Annotated in this window: 18 protein-coding genes and 1 tRNA gene; 11 read left to right on the plus strand and 8 right to left on the minus strand. The window is 68.8% G+C overall.

The window, feature by feature from the left end; translation table 11 throughout:
- Positions 1-204: 204 nt before the first annotated feature.
- Positions 205-369, plus strand: coding sequence for a helix-turn-helix transcriptional regulator (locus F4553_RS26755; RefSeq protein ID WP_312875562.1), 165 nt, complete (start codon positions 205-207; stop codon positions 367-369).
- 125 nt (positions 370-494) lie between these two features.
- The gene (locus tag F4553_RS26760) at positions 495-1,793 is read left to right on the plus strand and encodes a tyrosine-type recombinase/integrase (protein ID WP_246467486.1); all 1,299 of its coding nucleotides are present in this window, start codon (positions 495-497) and stop codon (positions 1,791-1,793) included.
- An 83-nt stretch (positions 1,794-1,876) separates the two neighbouring features.
- Here the strand turns inward: F4553_RS26760 and F4553_RS26765 are convergent.
- The 3 genes from F4553_RS26765 to F4553_RS26775 all read right to left on the minus strand — a co-directional run bounded on the left by F4553_RS26765 (position 1,877) and on the right by F4553_RS26775 (position 3,633).
- Positions 1,877-1,951, minus strand: a tRNA-Arg gene (locus F4553_RS26765).
- 192 nt (positions 1,952-2,143) lie between these two features.
- Positions 2,144-2,746, minus strand: coding sequence for a DUF305 domain-containing protein (locus tag F4553_RS26770; protein WP_312875399.1), 603 nt, complete (start codon positions 2,744-2,746; stop codon positions 2,144-2,146).
- Positions 2,747-2,793: 47 nt separating this feature from the next.
- Positions 2,794-3,633 carry a thioredoxin-like domain-containing protein gene (locus tag F4553_RS26775; protein WP_184841304.1) on the minus strand — a complete coding sequence of 280 codons (840 nt, stop codon included), beginning with the start codon at positions 3,631-3,633 and terminating at the stop codon, positions 2,794-2,796.
- Positions 3,634-3,726: 93 nt separating this feature from the next.
- On the opposite strand from F4553_RS26775, the gene argS reads away from it, so the two are divergent.
- The 5 genes from argS (at position 3,727) to F4553_RS26800 (ending at position 10,561) form a co-directional block, all read left to right on the plus strand.
- Positions 3,727-5,385, plus strand: coding sequence for an arginine--tRNA ligase (gene argS, locus F4553_RS26780; protein WP_184841306.1), 1,659 nt, complete (start codon positions 3,727-3,729; stop codon positions 5,383-5,385).
- A 1-nt stretch (position 5,386) separates the two neighbouring features.
- Positions 5,387-6,778, plus strand: a complete 1,392-nt coding sequence (lysA, locus tag F4553_RS26785; RefSeq protein WP_184841308.1) for a diaminopimelate decarboxylase — start codon at positions 5,387-5,389, stop codon at positions 6,776-6,778.
- Between the two features lie 15 nt (positions 6,779-6,793).
- On the plus strand, positions 6,794-8,083 hold the full coding sequence (locus F4553_RS26790; protein WP_184841309.1) for a homoserine dehydrogenase: 1,290 nt from the start codon (positions 6,794-6,796) through the stop codon (positions 8,081-8,083).
- Positions 8,084-8,260: 177 nt separating this feature from the next.
- The gene (gene thrC / locus F4553_RS26795; RefSeq protein WP_184841311.1) at positions 8,261-9,310 is read left to right on the plus strand and encodes a threonine synthase; all 1,050 of its coding nucleotides are present in this window, start codon (positions 8,261-8,263) and stop codon (positions 9,308-9,310) included.
- Positions 9,311-9,337: 27 nt separating this feature from the next.
- Positions 9,338-10,561, plus strand: coding sequence for an MFS transporter (locus tag F4553_RS26800; protein WP_184841313.1), 1,224 nt, complete (start codon positions 9,338-9,340; stop codon positions 10,559-10,561).
- A gap of 86 nt (positions 10,562-10,647) precedes the next feature.
- On the opposite strand, the gene F4553_RS26805 is transcribed toward F4553_RS26800, so the two are convergent.
- The 3 genes from F4553_RS26805 to F4553_RS26815 all read right to left on the minus strand — a co-directional run bounded on the left by F4553_RS26805 (position 10,648) and on the right by F4553_RS26815 (position 12,134).
- Positions 10,648-10,830 carry a type II toxin-antitoxin system antitoxin gene (locus F4553_RS26805; protein WP_184841315.1) on the minus strand — a complete coding sequence of 61 codons (183 nt, stop codon included), beginning with the start codon at positions 10,828-10,830 and terminating at the stop codon, positions 10,648-10,650.
- A 7-nt stretch (positions 10,831-10,837) separates the two neighbouring features.
- On the minus strand, positions 10,838-11,695 hold the full coding sequence (locus F4553_RS26810; RefSeq protein WP_184841317.1) for an SPFH domain-containing protein: 858 nt from the start codon (positions 11,693-11,695) through the stop codon (positions 10,838-10,840).
- Between the two features lie 70 nt (positions 11,696-11,765).
- Positions 11,766-12,134, minus strand: coding sequence for a hypothetical protein (locus tag F4553_RS26815; RefSeq protein ID WP_184841319.1), 369 nt, complete (start codon positions 12,132-12,134; stop codon positions 11,766-11,768).
- A 77-nt stretch (positions 12,135-12,211) separates the two neighbouring features.
- Between F4553_RS26815 and thrB the strand changes: the two genes are divergently transcribed.
- Positions 12,212-13,099, plus strand: a complete 888-nt coding sequence (gene thrB / locus F4553_RS26820; protein ID WP_184841321.1) for a homoserine kinase — start codon at positions 12,212-12,214, stop codon at positions 13,097-13,099.
- Positions 13,100-13,470: 371 nt separating this feature from the next.
- Positions 13,471-15,438, plus strand: a complete 1,968-nt coding sequence (gene rho, locus F4553_RS26825) for a transcription termination factor Rho (RefSeq protein ID WP_184841323.1) — start codon at positions 13,471-13,473, stop codon at positions 15,436-15,438.
- Positions 15,439-15,582: 144 nt separating this feature from the next.
- Here the strand turns inward: rho and F4553_RS26830 are convergent, their stop codons facing one another.
- On the minus strand, positions 15,583-16,461 hold the full coding sequence (locus tag F4553_RS26830; protein ID WP_184841325.1) for a phosphatase domain-containing protein: 879 nt from the start codon (positions 16,459-16,461) through the stop codon (positions 15,583-15,585).
- Between the two features lie 119 nt (positions 16,462-16,580).
- Complete coding sequence (locus F4553_RS26835; RefSeq protein WP_221470504.1) at positions 16,581-17,669, minus strand: RNA ligase; 1,089 nt, start codon at positions 17,667-17,669, stop codon at positions 16,581-16,583.
- A gap of 161 nt (positions 17,670-17,830) precedes the next feature.
- Here F4553_RS26835 and rpmE point away from each other — a divergent pair, with 161 nt between their 5' ends.
- Positions 17,831-18,046, plus strand: a complete 216-nt coding sequence (gene rpmE / locus F4553_RS26840; protein ID WP_184841327.1) for a 50S ribosomal protein L31 — start codon at positions 17,831-17,833, stop codon at positions 18,044-18,046.
- 149 nt (positions 18,047-18,195) lie between these two features.
- Entirely contained in the window at positions 18,196-19,287 is a 1,092-nt protein-coding gene (prfA, locus tag F4553_RS26845) for a peptide chain release factor 1 (RefSeq protein ID WP_184841329.1), read from the plus strand.
- The last annotated feature ends 206 nt before the right edge of the window (positions 19,288-19,493 follow it).

Raw genomic sequence — 19,493 nt, forward strand, 5'->3', positions numbered from 1 at the left:
CCGGGAGGCAATGAGCGGCGTAGCTACCTACTCGCCCTGACCTTCCCTCAGTCGGACGTTATGCCCAAATGCATGCGCAGGTCTGAGATCTTGGCTCAGCGTGGCGCTCAGGGCATTTCAGGAGGAAGGAATATCAGATGACTACTCGAACCCGCTTGGTGGTGCCGCTGCGGTGGCGCCATTCGGCCCCGGCGCTACCTGACGATTCCCGAGCTGTGCGAGGACCTCGACATCACACGATCCACGTACTACGACTGGCGCCGCACCGGGAAAGCGCCGCGCAGCCGGCGGCTGCCGAACGGATCGATCCGGATCGACCGCGATGTGTATGAGGCGTGGCTCGACACCCTGATCGAAGAGGACAATTAGATGGACACGACCTATGACGTTCGGCTCTACGCCTGGACATCTACCAGGGCAAGCGTGTAACTACCTATTGGGTCGTGTGGCGCGTTGCGGGTCGCCGCTGGAAGGAGCCGTTCAGGGACGAGCCGATGGCAACCCGCTTCCTCGCCGACCTCACGTCGGCGGTCAGCCGAGGCGAGGCGTTCGATGTGGAGACAGGCCGCCCGGTCTCCATGGCACGCAAGGCCGTGTCTTCGGTGACCTGGTATTCGGCGGCATGCACGTATGCCGACTCGAAGTGGCAGCGGTCGGCGGCGACGACCAGGCGCACACGTGCAGAGGCGCTGTCGGCGCTGACCCTGGCGATGCTCGCCGACAGCCGGGGCCGGCCCGATGAGGCGATGCTGAGGCACACGCTTCAGCGATACGCGTTCAATCCCAGCAGGCGGCACCACCCCGACCGGCCCCCTGAGGTCGCTGCCGCTCTGGCGTGGCTAGAGACACACACGCGGAAGGTGTCAGCGCTGGCCAAGCCTGATGTGTTGCGCTCGGTCCTGGACAGCCTGACGGTTCGGCTCGACGGCACGCCACGCGCGTCAAGCGTCGTCAGCAGATGGCGGAAGATCCTCAACGCATTCTTGGAGAACGCCGTGGAGCGCAAGCTGTTGCCAACCAACCCGCTGCCCGCGCTGAAGTGGAGCGTCCCGAAGACCTCACACACGGTTGACCGTCGATCGGTGGCGAACCCGCTGCAAGCTCGGACGCTGCTGGTTGGCGTCAGCCAGATTCAGCGGAGCGGGCCACGCCTGGTGGCGTTCTTCGCGTGCCTCTACTTCGCGGCACTACGGCCGGAGGAGGCCGCCAATCTGGCCAAGCACCATCTATCCCTACCGGCGGAGGGCTGGGGCGAATTGCACCTCTCGGGGGCCGCGCCTCATGCAGGCAAAGACTGGACCGATACCGGTACTCACCGGGAGCGGCGGCAGCTCAAACAGCGGGCCGTCGGCGAGAGCCGCACGGTTCCGTGCCCCCCGGAGCTGACCGCCTACCTGCACTGGCACATCGAGCAGTTCGGCACAGCACCCGACGGCCGACTGTTCCGGGGCGAGCGTAACGAGGACGAGCTGCCGAAAGGCACCGTGAACCGGTACTGGCGCCTTGCCCGCAAGGCGGTGCTGGCACCTGACGCGTACGCCTCGCCCTTAGCAGCGACGCCGTACGACTTACGGCACGCTGCCGTGTCGACGCAGCTCAACGCGGGCGTACCAGCTACCGAGGTAGCAGAGGCCGCTGGCCACTCCGTGGAGGTGCTGCTGAAGATCTATGCGAAGTGCCTCGACGGTGGGGCCGCCAGCCGGCGCCGCCTGATGGACGGTGTTTACGGGGCCCCGAAAACTTCGGAACGTATTCGGAACAGCTTTCCGGGAATCGTCGCTTTCAACCCGTGACAGTCGGACACATGTACTAAGGCCCTGACCGCGTTCGCGCTGGTCAGGGCCTTAGTTTTTGCAGGTCATTGAGAGATTCCGGATGGTGCCCCCGGCAGGATTCGAACCTGCGCCCCCGCCTCCGGAGGGCGGTGCTCTATCCCCTGAGCTACGGGGGCTCAGCGACCACGAAAGATTAGCAGAGCGTCACCCCGGGCACGAACGGGATACCCCCATCCGCTGCAAGATCGCGCACTATGCCGGAAACATGCCCTACCCGCGACCTGCGTAGGGCATGTTTCCCGGAAGCAACGCGACCATGCGGCAAGCACGAGCACCTCGACCGTGCGGCGAGCACGGGCACAGCGCGATCACGCCGCGCCGACATCCTTCAGCAGCTGCTGGATCACCGTGATCTCGCGCTGCTGCCCGGCCTTCATCGTGCCGGCCAGCCACGTCACCTCGGGGTCCGTCGAGCGCGACTGGATCCCCTCGACCATGTGGATCCCGCCGAGGTGGTGCTTCTGGATCATTTTCAGGAAGAGCACGTCGACGTCACGACCGGTGGCGGCCCGCAGCTTGTCCATCTCGGCCTGCGAGGCCATCCCGGGCATCAGCCCGTCCTTCATCGCCGAGGTGCCCTCGGGCATCCAGGACATCGGCGGCTGCTCCCCGGTCGGAAGCAGCCCCCACTCGCGCAGCCAGGCGGCCATCATGCCGACCTGCCCCTGCTGGGTCAGGGCGATGTCCTCGCCGAGCGTCCGCACATCCGGGTTGGTCGCGTGCTTCGCCGCGATCATCCCCATCTCCACGGCCTGCGCGTGGTGGGTCGACATGTCCCGGGCGAATCCGGCCTCCGGAGAGGAGTCCGAGGGCGTCGACACGGTGGCCACGGGAGTCACGTCGGGCGAGCTGGCGCGGCCGATGGCGTACCCACCCATGAGCACGATGATGAGACCGAGCGCGAGCCCCACGATGATCAACCACCGGGGAGCTCGCGCCCGTTCTTGAACTGATGTCACTAGTTGCCCAGGTTCCTCGGGGTCGTGCCGGTCACGTTGACGCCGCCGGAGCAGACCGCGCCGGCCTCCTGCGTGGCGTTGAGGCGCAGCGCGCGGATGAACGGGTCGATCCGCGGGTCGTTGGCGTTGTCGACCTTGAGCTGGTAGCCCCAGGCCTGCAGCGTGATCGGCTTGTCCAGGCCCTCGTAGGGGCTCATCATCGTGAACTCGCGGCCCTTGACCCGGTCTTCCAGCAGCTTCTTCTGGTCGGCGGGGAGCGACGGGTTGTAGGTGATCCAGACCGCGCCGTGCTCGAGGCTGTGCACCGCGTGCTCGTTGGCGATGGGCGCGTCGTAGACGTTGCCCATGCAGTTCTGCCAGGTCGGGTTGTGGTCGCCGCCCACGGGCGGGGTGGTCTGGAAGGTCAGCACACCCTGCTTGTGGGTGGCGGTGAGCCAGGCCGGCTTCTGGGCGACGTAGTTCACGATGCCCTCGATCTTGGCGGCGCGCTCGGCGAACGGGGTCTTGTTCTCCTCCGCCTCGAGCTTCGCCTCGGCCTCCTGCTTCGCCTTGGCGTCCGAGGTGGCGTTCATGTCCTTAATGATATAGAACGCACCGACTCCGACGATGGCGAGTGCGAGGACGACCACACCGATGACCATGCCGAGCGGGCCCATGCCGGAGCCCTGGTTGACCTTCATGGATGGGGCCGGCTTCTTGCCCTTACCGCCGCCGGCCGGCTTGCCGGCGCCGGGCTTACCCGCGCCTGCCTTGCCCTCACCGGGCTTGGCGGTCGCGGTACGTCCGGTGGTGACGACGTTCGGACGGCGCTCCTGGCCGTCGGAGGAGCTCAAGCTCATGGGGTGCCTCGGGGTGTCGAAGGGGCGTGCACATGGGCGCGAGGGAGCGCGCCCGTGTCAAGGCCGACATTCTAGCGCGATTAGCATGGAGCAGTGACTCCCGAAAATCTCGCCGATCTCGTTCTCGCCGCAGCCCGCACCGTTTTCGACGTGCGCGGCCTCGACCACTCGGTCCTGCCCGAGGCGACGACGGTCGAGCGACCCCGCAATCCGGAGCATGGTGACTACGCGTCGAATATCGCGATGCAGGTCGCGAAGCGGGCGGGCGTCAACCCCCGTGAGCTGGCCCAGGCCATCGCCGACCAGCTCAGCGCCGCCGACGGCGTCGCGGCCGTCGAGGTCGCCGGTCCGGGCTTCCTCAATGTCCGTCTCGACGCGGGCACCGCGGGGCGTCTGGCCGAGTCGGTGGTCCTGGCATCCGGTGGGTACGGGCACAGCAAGGCCCTCGCCGGCGAGCGCCTCAACCTGGAGTTCGTCTCGGCGAACCCGACCGGCCCGATCCACCTCGGCGGCGTGCGCTGGGCCGCCGTCGGCGACGCGCTGGCGAGGCTGCTGCGCGCGACCGGTGCCGAGGTGACGACGGAGTACTACTTCAACGACGCCGGCGCCCAGATCGACCGGTTCGCGATGTCGCTGCTCGCCTCCGCGAAGGGTGAACCCACTCCCGAGGACGGCTACGGAGGCGAGTACATCTCCGACATCGCCTCGACCGTGGTGGCGAAGCGCCCCGACGTGCTCGACGCCCCGGATCCGCAGGAGGTCTTCCGGGTCGAGGGCATCGAGCTGATGTTCGCCCAGATCAAGGAGTCGCTCGCCGAGTTCGGCACCCACTTCGACGTCTTCTTCAACGAGAAGGACCTGCATGACCGGGGCGAGCTCCAGCACGCCCTGACGAAGCTGCGTGAGCAGGGCCACACGTTCGAGGCCGACGGTGCCACCTGGCTGCGGACGACCGACTTCGGCGACGACAAGGACCGGGTGATCGTCCGCAGCAACGGCGTCTTCACCTACTTCGCCGCCGACTGCGCCTACTACCTGGACAAGCGGGAGCGGGGCTTCGACCGGGTGATCATCATGCTCGGTGCCGACCACCACGGGTATGTCGGCCGCATGCGGGCCATGTCGGCCTGCTTCGGCGACGACCCGGACCGCAACCTGGAGATCCTGATCGGCCAGATGGTCAACCTGGTCCGCGACGGCGCCCCGGTACGCATGTCGAAGCGGGCCGGCACGGTTGTGTCGATGGAGGACCTGGTCGAGGCGATCGGCATCGACGCCTCCCGGTACGCCCTGGCCCGCTACAGCAGCGACTCCCCGATCGACATCGATGTCGAGCTGTGGACTCGGGCGACCAGGGAGAACCCGGTCTACTACGTGCAGTATGTAGCCGCCCGCACCGCCGGCGTCTCCCGCAACGCCGCCGATGTCGGCCTCACCCGCGACACGTTCCCCTTCGACCCGGCGCTGCTCGATCACCCGATGGAGCTGGAGCTGCTCAAGGCGCTCGCCGGGTTCCCGGCCGTGGTGCGGTCGGCGGCCGAGCGGCGCGAACCCCACAAGATCTCGCACTACCTGGAGGAGGTGGTCGCGCAGGCGTTCCACCGCTTCTATGACAGCTGCCGGGTCCTGCCCATGGGCGACGAGGAGATCTCGGCGCTGCACGTGGCTCGACTCTGGCTCAACGACGCCACCCGCCAGGTCATCGTCAACGGCCTGACCCTGCTCGGCGTCTCCGCCCCGGAGAGGATGTAAGTTGCGCGCTCACGAAGCTGGTGCACTGCACGGCGACATCGGCCACACCGGCCCGCACTGGCTGCGCGAACCCGCAGACGTCAACGCCCTGATGGAACCGCTGTGGCCCGCCACGGTGCACCGCAGCGACGACGGTGCCCTGCGGGTCGGCGGGATCTCCGTGACCGCTTTGGCGGAAGAGTTCGGCACCCCGGCGTACGTGCTGGATGAGGAGGATTTCCGCGCGCGCTGCCGGACCTTCCTCGCGGCCTTCGGCGCGGTCGGCGCCGATGTCTATTACGCCGGTAAGGCGTTCCTCTGCAAGGCCGTGGTGCGCATCCTCATCGAGGAGGGGCTGCACCTCGATGTCTGCTCCGGTGGCGAGCTGGCGACGGCGCTGGCGGCGGGCATGGACCCGGCCCGGATCGGCCTGCACGGCAACAACAAGTCGCTCGCCGAGCTGACCCGGGCCGTGGACGCGGGCGTCGGCCGCATCATCGTCGACTCCCACGACGAGATCGACCGGCTCACCGAACTCGCCCGCGAGCGGGGTGTCCGGCCGCGGGTCATGGTGCGGGTCACCGTCGGGGTCGAGGCGCACACGCACGAGTTCATCGCCACCGCTCACGAGGACCAGAAGTTCGGCTTCTCGCTCGCGGGCGGGGAGGCGTTCCGGGCGGCGAGCCGCATCCTCGCCGACGACGTGCTGGAGCTGCGCGGCCTGCACACCCACATCGGCTCGCAGATCTTCGACACGACCGGCTTCGAGGTGAGCGCGCGGCGCATCCTCAGCCTGCACGGTCGGATCCGCAACGAGCTCGGCGTCGCGCTGCCCGAGCTCGATCTGGGCGGCGGCTTCGGCATCGCCTACACCTCCCAGGACGACCCCGCGCACCCCGACGACCTCGCCGGGCCGATGTCGAAGATCGTCCAGGACGAGTGCGCCGCGCTGAGCGTCGCCGTGCCGCACCTCTCGGTGGAGCCGGGCCGGGCGATCGCGGGTCCCGCCGCCTTCACCCTCTACGAGGTCGGCACGGTGAAGGAGCTCGTCGGGCTGCGTACCTATGTGAGCGTGGACGGCGGGATGAGCGACAACATCCGCACCGCGCTCTACGACGCGTCCTACTCCGCGACCGTGGCGTCACGTGCGTCACAGGCAGGTCCGATACTTGCCCGCGTGGTGGGAAAACATTGTGAGTCCGGGGACGTGGTGGTGAAGGATGAATTCCTGCCTGCCGACATTCGGCCCGGAGATCTTCTTGCGGTGCCGGGGACCGGTGCCTACTGCAGGAGCATGGCGAGCAACTACAACCACGTCCCGCGGCCACCAGTGATCGCGGTACGTGACGGCCAGGCTCGGGTGATCGTCAAGCGGGAGACCGAGGACGATCTGCTCGCCCTGGACGTGGGCTGAATGGGGACGTTGGAGATGGCTGATCCGGTCAAGGTGGCGCTGCTGGGATGCGGTTCCGTCGGTGCCGAAGTGGTGCGGTTGCTGCATGAGCAGTCGTCCGATCTGACGGCCCGGATCGGAGCGCCGATCGAGCTGGTCGGCATCGCGGTCCGGCGGGCCGGGCGCGACCGGGGCACGCTCCCCGTCGACCCGTCGATCTTCACGACGGACGCGCTCGGGCTGGTCAAGCGCGATGATGTCGATGTCGTGATCGAGGTGGTCGGCGGCATCGAGCCCGCCCGGACCTGGCTCGTCGAGGCGCTGCGCGCGGGCAAGAGCGTCGTCACCGCCAACAAGGCGCTGCTCGCCGAGGACGGCGCCTCGCTGCACGACGCGGCGGTCGAGGGCGGCGCCGACCTCTACTACGAGGCGGCCGTGGCGGGCGCGATCCCGCTGCTCCGCCCGCTGCGCGAGTCCCTGCACGGCGACAAGATCACCCGAGTGACGGGGATCGTCAACGGCACCACCAACTTCATCCTCTCCGCCATGGACGCCAAGGGCTCCGGCTTCAGCGAGGCGCTGGAGGAGGCGACGGCCCTCGGTTATGCCGAGGCCGACCCGACCGCCGACGTGGAGGGCTTCGACGCCGCGGCCAAGGCGGCGATCCTGGCGTCGCTCGCCTTCCATACGCGGGTGGGCGCGGAGAACGTCTATCGCGAGGGCATCACCGAGGTGAGCGCCGCCGACGTGGCGTCGGCCAAGGCGATGGGCTGCACGATCAAGCTGCTCTGCATCGCCACCCGCACCGTGGACGGCGGCATCAGCGTCCGGGTGCACCCGGCGATGATCCCGAGGACCCACCCGCTGGCCGGGGTCAACGACGCGTTCAACGCGGTCTTCGTCGAGGCCGAAGCGGCTGGTCAGCTCATGTTCTACGGCCGCGGCGCCGGTGGTGCCCCGACCGCGAGCGCCGTCCTCGGTGACCTGGTCGCCGTGGCCCGCAACCGCCTCTCCGGCAGCCGTGCAGCCTCCGAGTCCTCCTACGCCAGCCTGCCGTGCCGGCCGATGGGGGAGGTGCGCACCCGCTACCACATCTCGCTCGACGTGGCCGATCGCGCCGGTGTGCTCGCCGCCGTCGCCGGGGTCTTCGCCAAGCACGATGTCTCGATCGCGACCGTCAACCAGTCGGGTCGGGGCGACAAGGCGCTGCTCGTCATCGTCACCCACTCGGCACCTGACGCCGCACTGGCGCAAACGGTGTCCGATCTGCGGAGCCTCGATTTCGTCAAGTCCATCACCAGCGTCCTGCGGGTCGAGGGGGAGTAACCGGCCGGCGGGTGGCCGCCCGGTCACTGGCCGAGATCGCCGCAACTCTTCAAGAGTTGGTCCTTCGGGCGGCCCCGCCATCGTCGGCGCGTCGGCCGTCCCGGAAGATGGAACCGCGTTGTTCTTCCGGTCCTGGCAGGGCAAGGTAGCCGGTGACCCTGCGTAAGGAGGCCCAGTATGTGGCGTGGATTGATCGAGGCATACCGGGATCGGCTGCCGGTCTCCGCCAGCACGCCGGTCGTCACGCTGCATGAGGGCAACACGCCGCTCGTGCCCGCGCCGGTGCTCTCGGCGCGCACGGGCTGCGATGTCTACCTCAAGGTCGAGGGCGCCAACCCGACCGGTTCCTTCAAGGACCGGGGCATGACGATGGCCGTCTCCAAGGCGGTCGAGCACGGTGCCAAGGCGATCATCTGCGCCTCGACGGGCAACACGAGTGCGAGTGCGGCTGCCTACGCGGCCCGCGCCGGGATCACCTGTGCGGTGCTCGTACCCCAGGGAAAGATCGCCCTTGGCAAGCTCGGCCAGGCGCTCGTGCACGGCGCCAAGCTGCTCCAGGTCAACGGCAACTTCGACGACTGCCTGGGGCTCGCCAGCAAGCTCTCGATCGACTTCCCGGTCGCCCTGGTCAACTCGGTCAACCCCGACCGGCTGGAGGGGCAGAAGACCGCCGCCTTCGAGATCGTCGAGGCGCTCGGCGACGCACCCGACATCCACTGCCTGCCGGTGGGCAACGCGGGCAACATCACGGCCTACTGGATGGGTTACCGCGAGGACCACGAGGCGGGCAACTCCACGAAGCGGCCGCGCATGTTCGGCTTCCAGGCCGCCGGTGCCGCGCCCTTGGTGGGCGGGCAGGTCGTCACGGCGCCGTCGACGATCGCGACCGCGATCCGGATCGGCAACCCGGCGAGTTGGACGCAGGCGATCGACGCCCGCGACGCCTCCGGCGGCCTCATCGACTCGGTCACCGACCGGCAGATCCTCGCCGCCTATAAGCTCCTCGCCCGCGAGGTCGGCGTCTTCGTCGAGCTCGGCAGCGCGGCGAGCGTCGCCGGGCTGCTGCAGTCCGCGGAGCAGGGCCTGCTGCCCGCCGGGTCGCAGATCGTCTGCACGGTCACCGGCCACGGCCTCAAGGACCCGGAGTGGGCGATCTCCACCGCGCCCGTGCCGACCACGATCGAGCTCGATGTCATGACCGCTGCCCGCGCGCTGGATCTGGCCTGATTATTAACAGGGTGTAAAGTCCGCTGAGTGCTTGCGGTCCTTACCCGGAACGGCGATTTCCGGCGCCTCTTCTTCGCTCAGCTCATCACCTTCGGCGCCGACTGGTTCCTGATGGTGCCGCTGCTGGTGCTGCTCGCCAAGCTCACCGGCGGCGGCCTCTGGGGTGGGCTGGTGCTCGCCATCGACACCGGTGTGCTGGCGCTGCTGATGCCCTATGCCGGTGCGATCGCCGACCGGGTCGACCGCAAGAAAATCATGATCTTCGGCAATCTCGCGGCCGTCGTGGCGGTCTCCAGCCTCTTCCTGGTACGCGGGTCCGCCGCCGGGCCGATCGCCGTGGTGGCTGTCGGGGCGATCGCGGTCGCGAAGGCCTTCTTCACCCCGGCCGCGAGCTCCGCCCTGCCCAACCTCGTCAAGCCCGAGGAGCTCTCCGGCGCGATGGCGGTCGCCGGGTCGGCGTGGGGCACGATGACCGTTGTCGGCTCGTCGTTGGGCGGGGTTCTGACGAGCATCTTCTCGCCGTACGCCTGCTTCGCCGTCATCGCCGTCAGCCTCCTCGGCTCGGCGGCGCTGACGTGGGGGATCCGCCAGCCCACGCAGGCGTTCTCGGGTGCGCCGGTCACCGGTCGGGGCAGCGCGTGGTCGGCGGTTCGGGAAGGGCTCGCCTATGTGAAGGCCCGGCCCCGGCTGCTGAGCCTGGTCACGGTGAAGTCGGCGGTGGGCGTCGGCAACGGGCTGCTCGTCGTCTTCCCGCTCTTCGTCCTCTCCTTCGGTTATGACGCGGAGGCGGTCGCCCTGCTCTTCCTCGCTCGCGGCCTCGGTGCGCTGGTCGGGCCGTTCCTGATGCGGGTGGTGCTGAAACGGCCCGAGTGGCTGCTGTCGGGGCTGAGCATCTCGATGGCGAGCTACGGCCTCGCCTACCTCGGTGTGGCGGTCGCGCACTGGTTCCCGCTCGCGCTGGTCCTGGTCTTCGTCGCGCACGTCGCGGGCGGTGGCAACTGGATGATGAGCGCTTACGCCATCCAGCGGATCGTCCCCGACGAGCTGCGCGGCCGGGTGGGTGCGACGGACTTCATGGTCGCGATGATCGCGGTCACCAGCTCACAGCTGGTGGTGAGCCTCCTGGTCGACTCCATCGACCCCCGGGCGATCATCGCCGGCTGCGCCCTGACAACCCTCACCTACGCCGTCGGCTGGCGCCTGGTCACCCGCCGGGTAGAGCGCAACACTCCGCTCCCACAGCCGTCGTAACCCCCACAAATTCGCGTTGATCAAGGGAAGACTCACCATGTCGGGGGTCCGATATGCGGCGAGTGTTCCCTTGATCAACGCGAATTTCAGGCGGGGTCCTCGGCGGCGGAGCCGTCGGTGGCGGGGAGGCGGCCGGATTGGCGCAGGGCCAGGCGGAGCGCGTACTCGATCTGCGCGTTGACGCTGCGCAGATCGTCGGCGGCCCACCGGGTCAGGGCGGCGTGGACCGCGGGGTCCAGCCGGACCAGTACGCTCTTGCGCTCGGCCATGGTGTCCTCAGTAGAGAGTGCCGGCGTTGATCACCGGCTGGGTGGCCCGGTCGGAGCAGAGCACGACGAGCAGATTCGACACCATCTGCGCCTTGCGCTCCTCGTCGAGCTCGACCAGTCCCTGCTCGCGCAGCCGGTCGAGCGCCGTGCCGACCATGCTGACGGCGCCCTCCACGATAATGAAGCGGGCGGAGACGATCGCCGCCGCCTGCTGCCTCGCCAGCATCGCCTGAGCGATCTCGGAGGCGTAGGCGAGGTGCGTGATCCGGGCGTCGACGATCTCGACCCCGGCGAGCTCGACCCGCTCGGCGAGCTCGCGGATCAGCTCGCCGCTGACGAGCTCGCCCTGGCGCAGGCTGGCCCGGCCGGTGTCGTGCGCCTCATAGGGGTAGCTCGTGGCGAGGTGGCGCACCGATGACTCGGCCTGGACCTGCACGAAGTTGACGTGGTTGTCGACGGCGAAGGCGGCCTTGGCGGTGTCGGTGACCTGCCAGACGATGACCGCGGCGATCTCGACGGGGTTGCCGTCGGCGTCGGAGACCTTGAGCCGCTCGGTCTCGAAGTTGCGCACCCGCAGCGTGAGGCGCTGCTTGGTGGTGAGGGGCCAGGTCCAGTGCAGACCCGGCGTGCGGATCGTGCCGACGTAATGGCCGAAGAGCTGGATGACCCGGGCGTCACCCGGGTTGACGATGGTCAGCCCGGTGATGACCAGGATGAAGACCGCCGATAACCCGAGCAGCACCCCGACGACCAGTCCGTCCGCCGGGTCGCCGTCGGCCGCCAGGACCGCGAGCCCGCCACCGATGGCGAGCAGGCCCAGCAGCACCATCAGAAAGCCCGACACATGGAACGCGCGACGCTCCATCTCGCCTCCTCATATCAAAGTGATATCACTAAGATATCGGCGAGGTGCGGGGCGGTCAACGGGGTGTCGGTCAGGCGACGGGCGGCGGGGGCGGCGGAGGCGTCAGGGCCGCATCGGCCGGCCGTCGGACCAGCGACGAGGCGATGATGAGACCCAGGCCGACCGTGTGGACCACCGCGGTGACCATGCTGACGAGCATGAACTGCTGCACCCGCCAGTCGCTCGATCCCGTCGACCACAACCCGGCGGTCATGTTGATCACAATGGACCCGATGAGGTCGAGCGCGATCACCGCCATGCCGCCGATGAGCAGGCGCATCGCGAGAGGGCCGAGCCGGTGGCGGGCGTTGATCGCCCAGACGGTGCCGGTGATGAGGACGGCGAGGTTGAGCACGAGGCCGACGATGGTGGTCAGAACGCTGACGAGGGTGATGCTCACGGCGAGGGCTCCCGAGGGGTGGACGTGGGCTACACCGTAGCGGGGCGGTGCGACACCCGCGTACCTATCATGATCGGGTGACGATCTCGTTGAAGGACGGTCCGGTGACCGTCCGCTCGCCGGCGACCAGTGCCAACCTGGGTCCCGGCTTCGACTCCCTCGGCCTCGCGCTCGGCTTCCACGACGAGGTCACGGCCCAGTTGTTGGACGGTGCCACCGTGGTCGATGTGACCGGTGAGGGCGCCGGTGAGCTTGCGACGGACGAGTCCCACCTGATCGTCACGGCCATGCGGGCCACCTTCGCCGAGCTCGACGTGAAGGCGCCCGGCATCCAGCTCGCCTGTCGCAATCGGATCCCGCAGGCCCGGGGGATGGGCTCCAGCTCGGCCGCGATCGTGGCCGGGGTGAAGCTCGCCAACGCGCTCGCCGGTGCGCCGCTTGACGTCGCGGACGAGCTCGTCATCGCCGGGCGGCTGGAGGGGCACCCGGACAATGTGGCTCCCTGCCTACTCGGGGGGTTCACCATCGCCTGGCTGGACGGGGAGCACCTCTCGCATGCGGTGAGCCGCACCGTGGCGGACGGGGTGGTGGCGACTGTCCTCGTACCCGGCGAGCGGGGTTTGACCTCCGTGGCGCGCGCGGCGCTGCCCGCGAGCGTGCCCCACGCGGACGCCTCGTTCAACGCGGCACGAGCCGCACTGCTGGTCCACGCCATCACCGAGGCACCGGAGCTGCTCCTCACGGCGACGGAGGACCGGCTGCACCAGAACTATCGGGCGCCGGGAATGCCCGCCACGGCAGCGCTCGTGGCGGCCCTGCGCGACCTGGGCGTCGCCGCCGTGGTCTCGGGGGCCGGGCCGAGCGTGCTGGCGCTCTCGCCGATTCCGGCAAACTACGAGACACCGGCCGGTTGGCTGCGACACAATCTGACGGTGGATTGCTCAGGAGCGGCGATTATCGAGTAGTCTGGACACGCCGAGCGGGGACCCTATTGCCGCTGGTCTCACGAGTTAGCTAGGCTCTGCATCTAGCACAGCCACGCAGCGGCGCTGACTGGCAGCAATTTCTCCAGCAACAGGCCATGCATTCAGCGAAGGATCGCAATCCAACGGCTCTCGGCGGGAAGGTCATTGCCCCGCCCGGCGGCCGACCTGGAAGATCGTCGCTTGGCTATGCAACCAACTCCCGTTAAGGCTCAATTCGGCAGAGCTGAGCTCGAAGCGGGTGTACCCGAGGCCGCCCGGCCCACCCACGGCGCCCACGCGGGCCGTTGACCATTTCGGCGACGCGCGCAGACGCATCCGGGCAGTCCGGTCTTAACGAGGGAAGGAATCCATTGAGCGACACCACCGACATCTCGTCGGATGTCTCTAACGTCGCTGACGACGCCTCGGCCGGAACAGGCCGCAGGAAGCGCTCGGGCAGCGGACTATCGGCGATGCTGCTCCCGGAGCTGCAGAGCCTCGCTGGTTCGCTCGGCATCTCCGGCACTGCCCGGATGCGCAAGGGCGAGCTGATCGCAGCGATCGTCGAGCATCAGAGCGGTGGTGCGCCGCGGCCCCGTGCCGAGGTGGCAGCCGCCACTTCCGGCGGCCGTGAAGAGGTTCGTGCCGAGGTCCGGGAGGTCGCCCCGCCGGCGGCCGCTCCGGAGAGCACCCCCGAGCGCAAGGCGGCACCGGAGACCCCGGCCGCCACCGAGCGCCCGGCCCCCACGGATCGGCCGTTCGAAGGCGATCGGCAACCGGCCCGTGAGGAAGAGGACACGACGAACGACCGTCCCACCACCACGCGCAGGGCGACTCGGGCGGGTGGACCCCCCGAGCCTCGCGGCGACGGTGACGGCCACTCTCGTGAGTCGCGTCGTGAGCGCCGCGAGCGCTCAGGTGACCGGCCCGAGCGCACCGGGGACCGCCCCGAGCGTGGCGAGCGCACCGGGGACCGCGCCGAGCGGGCTCCGGCCGAGCGCGGCCAGGACCGCAACACGGCCGACCGTGGTGGCGAGCGCACCGACCGGGGCAGCAGTGCACCGGCGGGCGATGGCGACTTCGACGACGACGACAGCCGTCGCGGGCGGCGCAGCCGCTTCCGCGACCGCCGCCGGGGCCGCAACGAGCGCGAGGGTGGCGAAACCACGTCCTCCTCGCCCCGCGAGCCGCAGGTGACCGAGGACGAGGTGCTCATCCCCGTCGCCGGTATCGTCGACGTGCTGGAGAACTACGCCTTCGTCCGCACCAGCGGATATCTCTCCGGCCCCAACGACGTCTATGTCGCGATGTCCCAGGTCAAGAAGTACGGCCTGCGTCGCGGTGACGCCATCACCGGTGCCGTGCGGACCGCCCGCGAGGGCGGCGACGGCCGGCGGGACAAGTACAACCCGCTGGTCCGGCTCGACACGGTCAACGGCATGGAGCTGGACGAGGCGCGCCGGCGCCCCGAGTTCTACAAGCTGACCCCGCTCTACCCGCAGGACCGCCTGCGGTTGGAGACGGAGCCCAACATCCTGACGACCCGTGTCATCGACCTGGTGATGCCGATCGGCAAGGGCCAGCGTGCGCTGATCGTCTCCCCGCCCAAGGCGGGTAAGACCATGGTGCTGCAGGCGATCGCCAACGCGATCACCACCAACAACCCCGAGTGCCACCTGATGGTCGTGCTCGTGGACGAGCGGCCCGAAGAGGTCACCGACATGCAGCGCTCGGTCAAGGGTGAGGTCATCGCCTCCACCTTCGACCGGCCGCCGATGGACCACACCACCGTCGCGGAGCTGGCGATCGAGCGGGCCAAGCGCCTGGTGGAGCTGGGCCACGACGTGGTCGTCCTGCTCGACTCGATCACCCGCCTGGGCCGTGCCTACAACCTGGCGGCACCCGCCAGCGGCCGGATCCTGTCCGGCGGCATCGACTCGACGGCGCTCTACCCGCCGAAGCGGTTCCTCGGCGCGGCGCGCAACATCGAAAACGGTGGCTCGCTGACGATCATCGCCACGGCGCTGGTCGAGACCGGCTCGATGATGGACACGGTCATCTTCGAAGAGTTCAAGGGCACGGGTAACGCCGAGCTCAAGCTCGACCGGAAGATCGCCGACAAGCGCATCTTCCCGGCGATCGATGTGGACCCCTCGGGTACGCGTAAGGAAGAGATCCTGCTCGCCCCGGAGGAGCTGGCCATCGTGCACAAGCTCCGCAAGGTGCTCCACTCGCTGGAGTCTCAGGCGGCGCTCGACCTCCTCCTCGGCAAGCTCAAGGAGACCCGCACCAACATCGAGTTCCTGATGCAGATCGCGAAGACCACGCCGAACGACTGACGTTCACACACCAGGGGCGCACCGTTCACGGTGCGCCCCTGCTGCGTATATTTCGCGTTGATCAAGGGAAGACTCGCCGCAAATGGGGCACCCGAGATGGTGAGTCTTCCCTTGATCAACGCGAAATATCGGGCCTTACCGCGGCTAGAAGTTGCCCTCGGCCACCTGGAAGACCGTCAGGCCTAGGTCGCGCCAGGCGCGGACGACCTGGTTGCGGTCGTCGAAGACGGCGACCACCTGGTAGTGGTCGCGGATGCGCTCGTTGAAGAACTCCGTCTTGACGATCGAGTCCTTGCGGGTGTCGCCGGTGGCCCGCATGTGCAGCGCCTCGTAAGGCACGCCCACGTGCTCGGCCAGCCACTTCTCGGTCACCGCGCGGCTGTCGTCGGTGCGCCCGGAGCAGTAGATGACGACGTGCCCGGCGGCGTGCATCGCCCGGACGGCGGTGATGACCGGGGTGTTGGGCAGGTCGACGTGGGCCCGGTGCGCGTCGTAGGGGCTCCGGTCGCCGATGATCGCGACCGTACCGTCGAGGTCCACCATGATCGCCGACGGCTTCGTGGGGTCTGGCGTGTAGACCGCGACCGCCTGCGGCTCCATCAGCGTCAGCGGCCCGCGCTTGCCCGCGAGGTAGCGCTGGTGCATCCCCCGGATCACCGCTTCGCCGACCGGTTCCGGCCGCCCGGCGTCGCGCTCCACGCACACCTCGACGGGTACGCCGGTGAAGTCCTCCACCACCACGCCCGCCCCCGCCGAGGCGGCGAGTTCGGCGAGCTCGCGGACGACCCGGGCCCGCAGGTTGGTGTCGTCGCAGATCACGTCGGTCCCGGCACGCAGGAGCGCCTCGATGGCGGCCCGGGATGCCCGGGTCACCTGTACCTCAGCCGTCCCCGTCCCGACCCGGCCCCCGTGCAGCATGAGCCGCAGCTCGTCCCGGTTGACCCGGACGGCACCGGGCTGCGCCTTCGCCCAGGTGGTCTTCCCGGACCCCGGGAGTCCCCGGGTGATCGTCAACGTGCTCACGCGCGTGCCTTCCGTCGTGTCCGTGGTGCTCAAGGGACTTCCTTAACACCAACTCTTCAAGAGTTGCGCCGATCTAGGCCTGCCGCGCCTTGATCGTCGCAACTCTTGAAGAGTTGGTGTTATTCGGTGTAGACGCGGCCCGCCGGGGTCCAGTCCGGCGCGGGCCTGATCTGCTGCCACAGGTAGGGCTCGTAGCTGCGTCCGTCCAGCCGCAGGAAGAGCGATCCGCGCTGCTCGTGCTTGCCGACCGCGAGCGCGAACTCCTTGCGTCCCCACCCCTCGGGCAGGCCCGTCACGACCGCCTCGTAGGCCGCCTCGATCTCGACGACCCGCGCGGCGACCTCCTCCCGCAGCGCTGCCGCCACCTCGGCCACCCAGGTGTGGAACTCGTCGGGCAGCTCCTCGATCAGCGAGTCCAGGGGCTCACCGGCGGCGAGCAGCTCCCAGACGACCCGGGCGTTGAGGCCCGTGACGATCCGGTGCATCGCGACGTAGTCCGCGTACTTGATCTTCACTCGCTGATCGGAGTCCGGGAACCAGACGACGAGACCCTCCCTGCCCTGGCGTGGCGGTGCCGCCAGCGCCTCGGCGAAGGTCGCGTAGGCGAAGGTCTCGACGCGGGGGCCGGGCCAGTCGGTGACCGCCGACGCGTCGAGCGAGCGGCCCGTGGCGAGCTCCACCGCGCCGAGCAGCATCAGGTCGTCCATGCCGCCGTAGTCGAGCACGATCCGGTTCGCCGGATAGATGATCTCCACCAGGACCGTGTGGCCGGGCGGGGGCGCCCAGGTGGCGTACCGGCGGCGAAGTAGATCTGTGGCGTGCCGGGCCTGGTCGGAGGCGAAGGAGCCGCGGGTGGCGACCGCGAGGCCCTCGGTCGTGGCGTAGATGATCCCCAGCGAGCCGTCGGCCTTGTCGGTGACCCGCACCGGCGCGCTCAGCTCGGCCACCGGAGCGCCGGGCTCGGAGTGGTTGAAGAACTTCGCGTACGGGCGCGCGAGCACCCGACCCGTCGCCGTCTCCGCGATGAGGCCCCGGCAGCTCAGCGTGATCTCGTCCCAGACCTTCTCGTACTGAGCCTTCTCGGTGTAGTTGTAGATGGTCAGCGGGAGCGTCGGGTGCACCTGGGTACGCACATAGCCGTTCGCGACGTGCGAGGCGAGGCGCGCTGGGTCGAAGAGATCGGTGAGCGTGATCACAGGAGGGGCCAATCGCGGGAATTCTGGAAGGGTCCGCCAGGTTATCCCGCATGCCAGCCTGACTGCAGCTCGATAACGGCGGCATGGCAGACTGGTTAATCGGCTCTGGTACCGGTTCACGCCAGCACAGGACCACGGCGACCCGGCGACCACTAATCGAGAGGACCGAGGCTATGAAGTCCGGAATTCACCCGCAGTATGACGTGACGACCGTCACGTGCTCCTGTGGCAACACCTTCACGACCCGCAGCACGGCCAAGAACGGCCAGATCCACGCCGAGTCGTGCAGCGAGTGCCACCCCTTCTACACGGGCAAGCAGCGTGTCATGGACACCGCCGGCCGCGTGGCGAAGTTCCAGGCGAAGTACGCCAAGGTCGGCAAGAAGTAGCTTGCTTTCCCGCGCCCGTCGCCCCCGTCCAGGGGCGGCGGGCGCGGTCTTTTTGCGCCGGCACGAGGAGTGAGGGAGCGTAGCGACCGAGCCCCGCAGGGCGCGCCAGATCATGTCCAGCTTTCGTCCTCAATAGGGAAGTAGCCATCATGGGCTCGAATGACCGCCTCGCGGCGCTGCTCGCCGAGTACGACGAGCTGGAGAAGACCCTCGCCGACCCCGCCATCCACGCCGACCAGAACGCCGCCCGTCGCGTGGGCCGCCGGTTCGCCGAGCTGACCCCGATCCACAAGACCGCCACCGAGCTCGCCCAGGCCCGCGCGGACCTGATCGCGGCGAAGGAGCTGGTCGAGCTCGACCCGGACTTCGCCGTCGAGGCCGACGCGATCGAGGCACGCATGCCCGAGCTCGAGGAGAACCTCGCCGAGCTGCTGATGCCGCGCGACCCCAACGACGCCAAGGACGTGATCCTGGAGATCAAGGCCGGTGAGGGCGGCGAGGAGTCGGCGCTCTTCGCCGGCGATCTGCTCCGGATGTACATGCGTTACGCCGAGCGCCGCGGCTGGGTCATCGAGCTGCTCGACTCGCAGGAGTCGGACCTCGGCGGCTACAAGGACGTGGCGATCGCGGTCAAGACCAAGGGCGTCCCCGAGGGCGGTTTCGGGATCTGGTCCCGGCTGAAGTGGGAGGGCGGCGTGCACCGCGTGCAGCGGGTGCCCGTCACCGAGTCGCAGGGGCGCATCCACACCAGCGCCGCCGGCGTCATCGTCACGCCGGAGGCCGAGGAGACCGAGATCGAGATCGACATGAGCGATCTGCGGATCGACGTCTATCGGTCGCAGGGCGCGGGCGGCCAGTCCGTCAACACGACCGACTCCGCCGTGCGCATCACGCACATCCCGACCGGCACGGTCGTGACCTGCCAGAACGAGCGGTCCCAGCTCCAGAACAAGGACCGCGCGATGCGCATGCTCCGGGCAAAACTCGCCCAGTACGCCGAGGAGCAGGCCGCTGCCGCCGCCTCCGACGCCCGCAAGGCCCAGATCCGCACGGTGGACCGGTCCGAGCGCATCCGCACCTACAACTACCCGCAGAACCGGATCACCGATCACCGGATCGGCTACACGGCGTACAACCTGGATCTGGCGCTCGGCGGGGACATGGACGGGGTCTTCGACGCGCTCACCGCCGCCGATCGCGCCGCCCGCCTCACCGGCGAGACCGAGCTCACCCGTCAGTAATAGATAGACGGGCGTCATATTTGAGTACTGGCCGTTAGGTTGATCCATCTGCCGGCTCCCGGTGGCTAACCTCCCCTGGCCGGGCGATCACTCGTCCGGCGTTTTGCCGGGGGGAGGCAGACGGTGGATCGGTCATTTTCGCTGTTCAACAACGTCTTGGTTCGGAAAGGTCGACCGGGGCGGAGGCGGAGATGGATCTCTGCCTC

The organism is Allocatelliglobosispora scoriae (assembly GCF_014204945.1).
GTDB lineage: Bacteria > Actinomycetota > Actinomycetes > Mycobacteriales > Micromonosporaceae > Allocatelliglobosispora > Allocatelliglobosispora scoriae.

Excerpts from the sequence above, each read along its gene's own strand:
- F4553_RS26760 (WP_246467486.1), top strand. The coding sequence starts at position 495 with ATGGCAACCCGCTTCCTCGCCGACCTCACGTCGGCGGTCAGCCGAGGC.
- F4553_RS26775 (WP_184841304.1), bottom strand. The coding sequence starts at position 3,633 with ATGAGCTTGAGCTCCTCCGACGGCCAGGAGCGCCGTCCGAACGTCGTC.
- F4553_RS26790 (WP_184841309.1), top strand. The coding sequence starts at position 6,794 with ATGGCTGATCCGGTCAAGGTGGCGCTGCTGGGATGCGGTTCCGTCGGT.
- thrC (WP_184841311.1), top strand. The coding sequence starts at position 8,261 with ATGTGGCGTGGATTGATCGAGGCATACCGGGATCGGCTGCCGGTCTCC.
- F4553_RS26805 (WP_184841315.1), bottom strand. The coding sequence starts at position 10,830 with ATGGCCGAGCGCAAGAGCGTACTGGTCCGGCTGGACCCCGCGGTCCAC.
- F4553_RS26810 (WP_184841317.1), bottom strand. The coding sequence starts at position 11,695 with ATGGAGCGTCGCGCGTTCCATGTGTCGGGCTTTCTGATGGTGCTGCTG.
- rpmE (WP_184841327.1), top strand. The coding sequence starts at position 17,831 with ATGAAGTCCGGAATTCACCCGCAGTATGACGTGACGACCGTCACGTGC.
- prfA (WP_184841329.1), top strand. The coding sequence starts at position 18,196 with ATGGGCTCGAATGACCGCCTCGCGGCGCTGCTCGCCGAGTACGACGAG.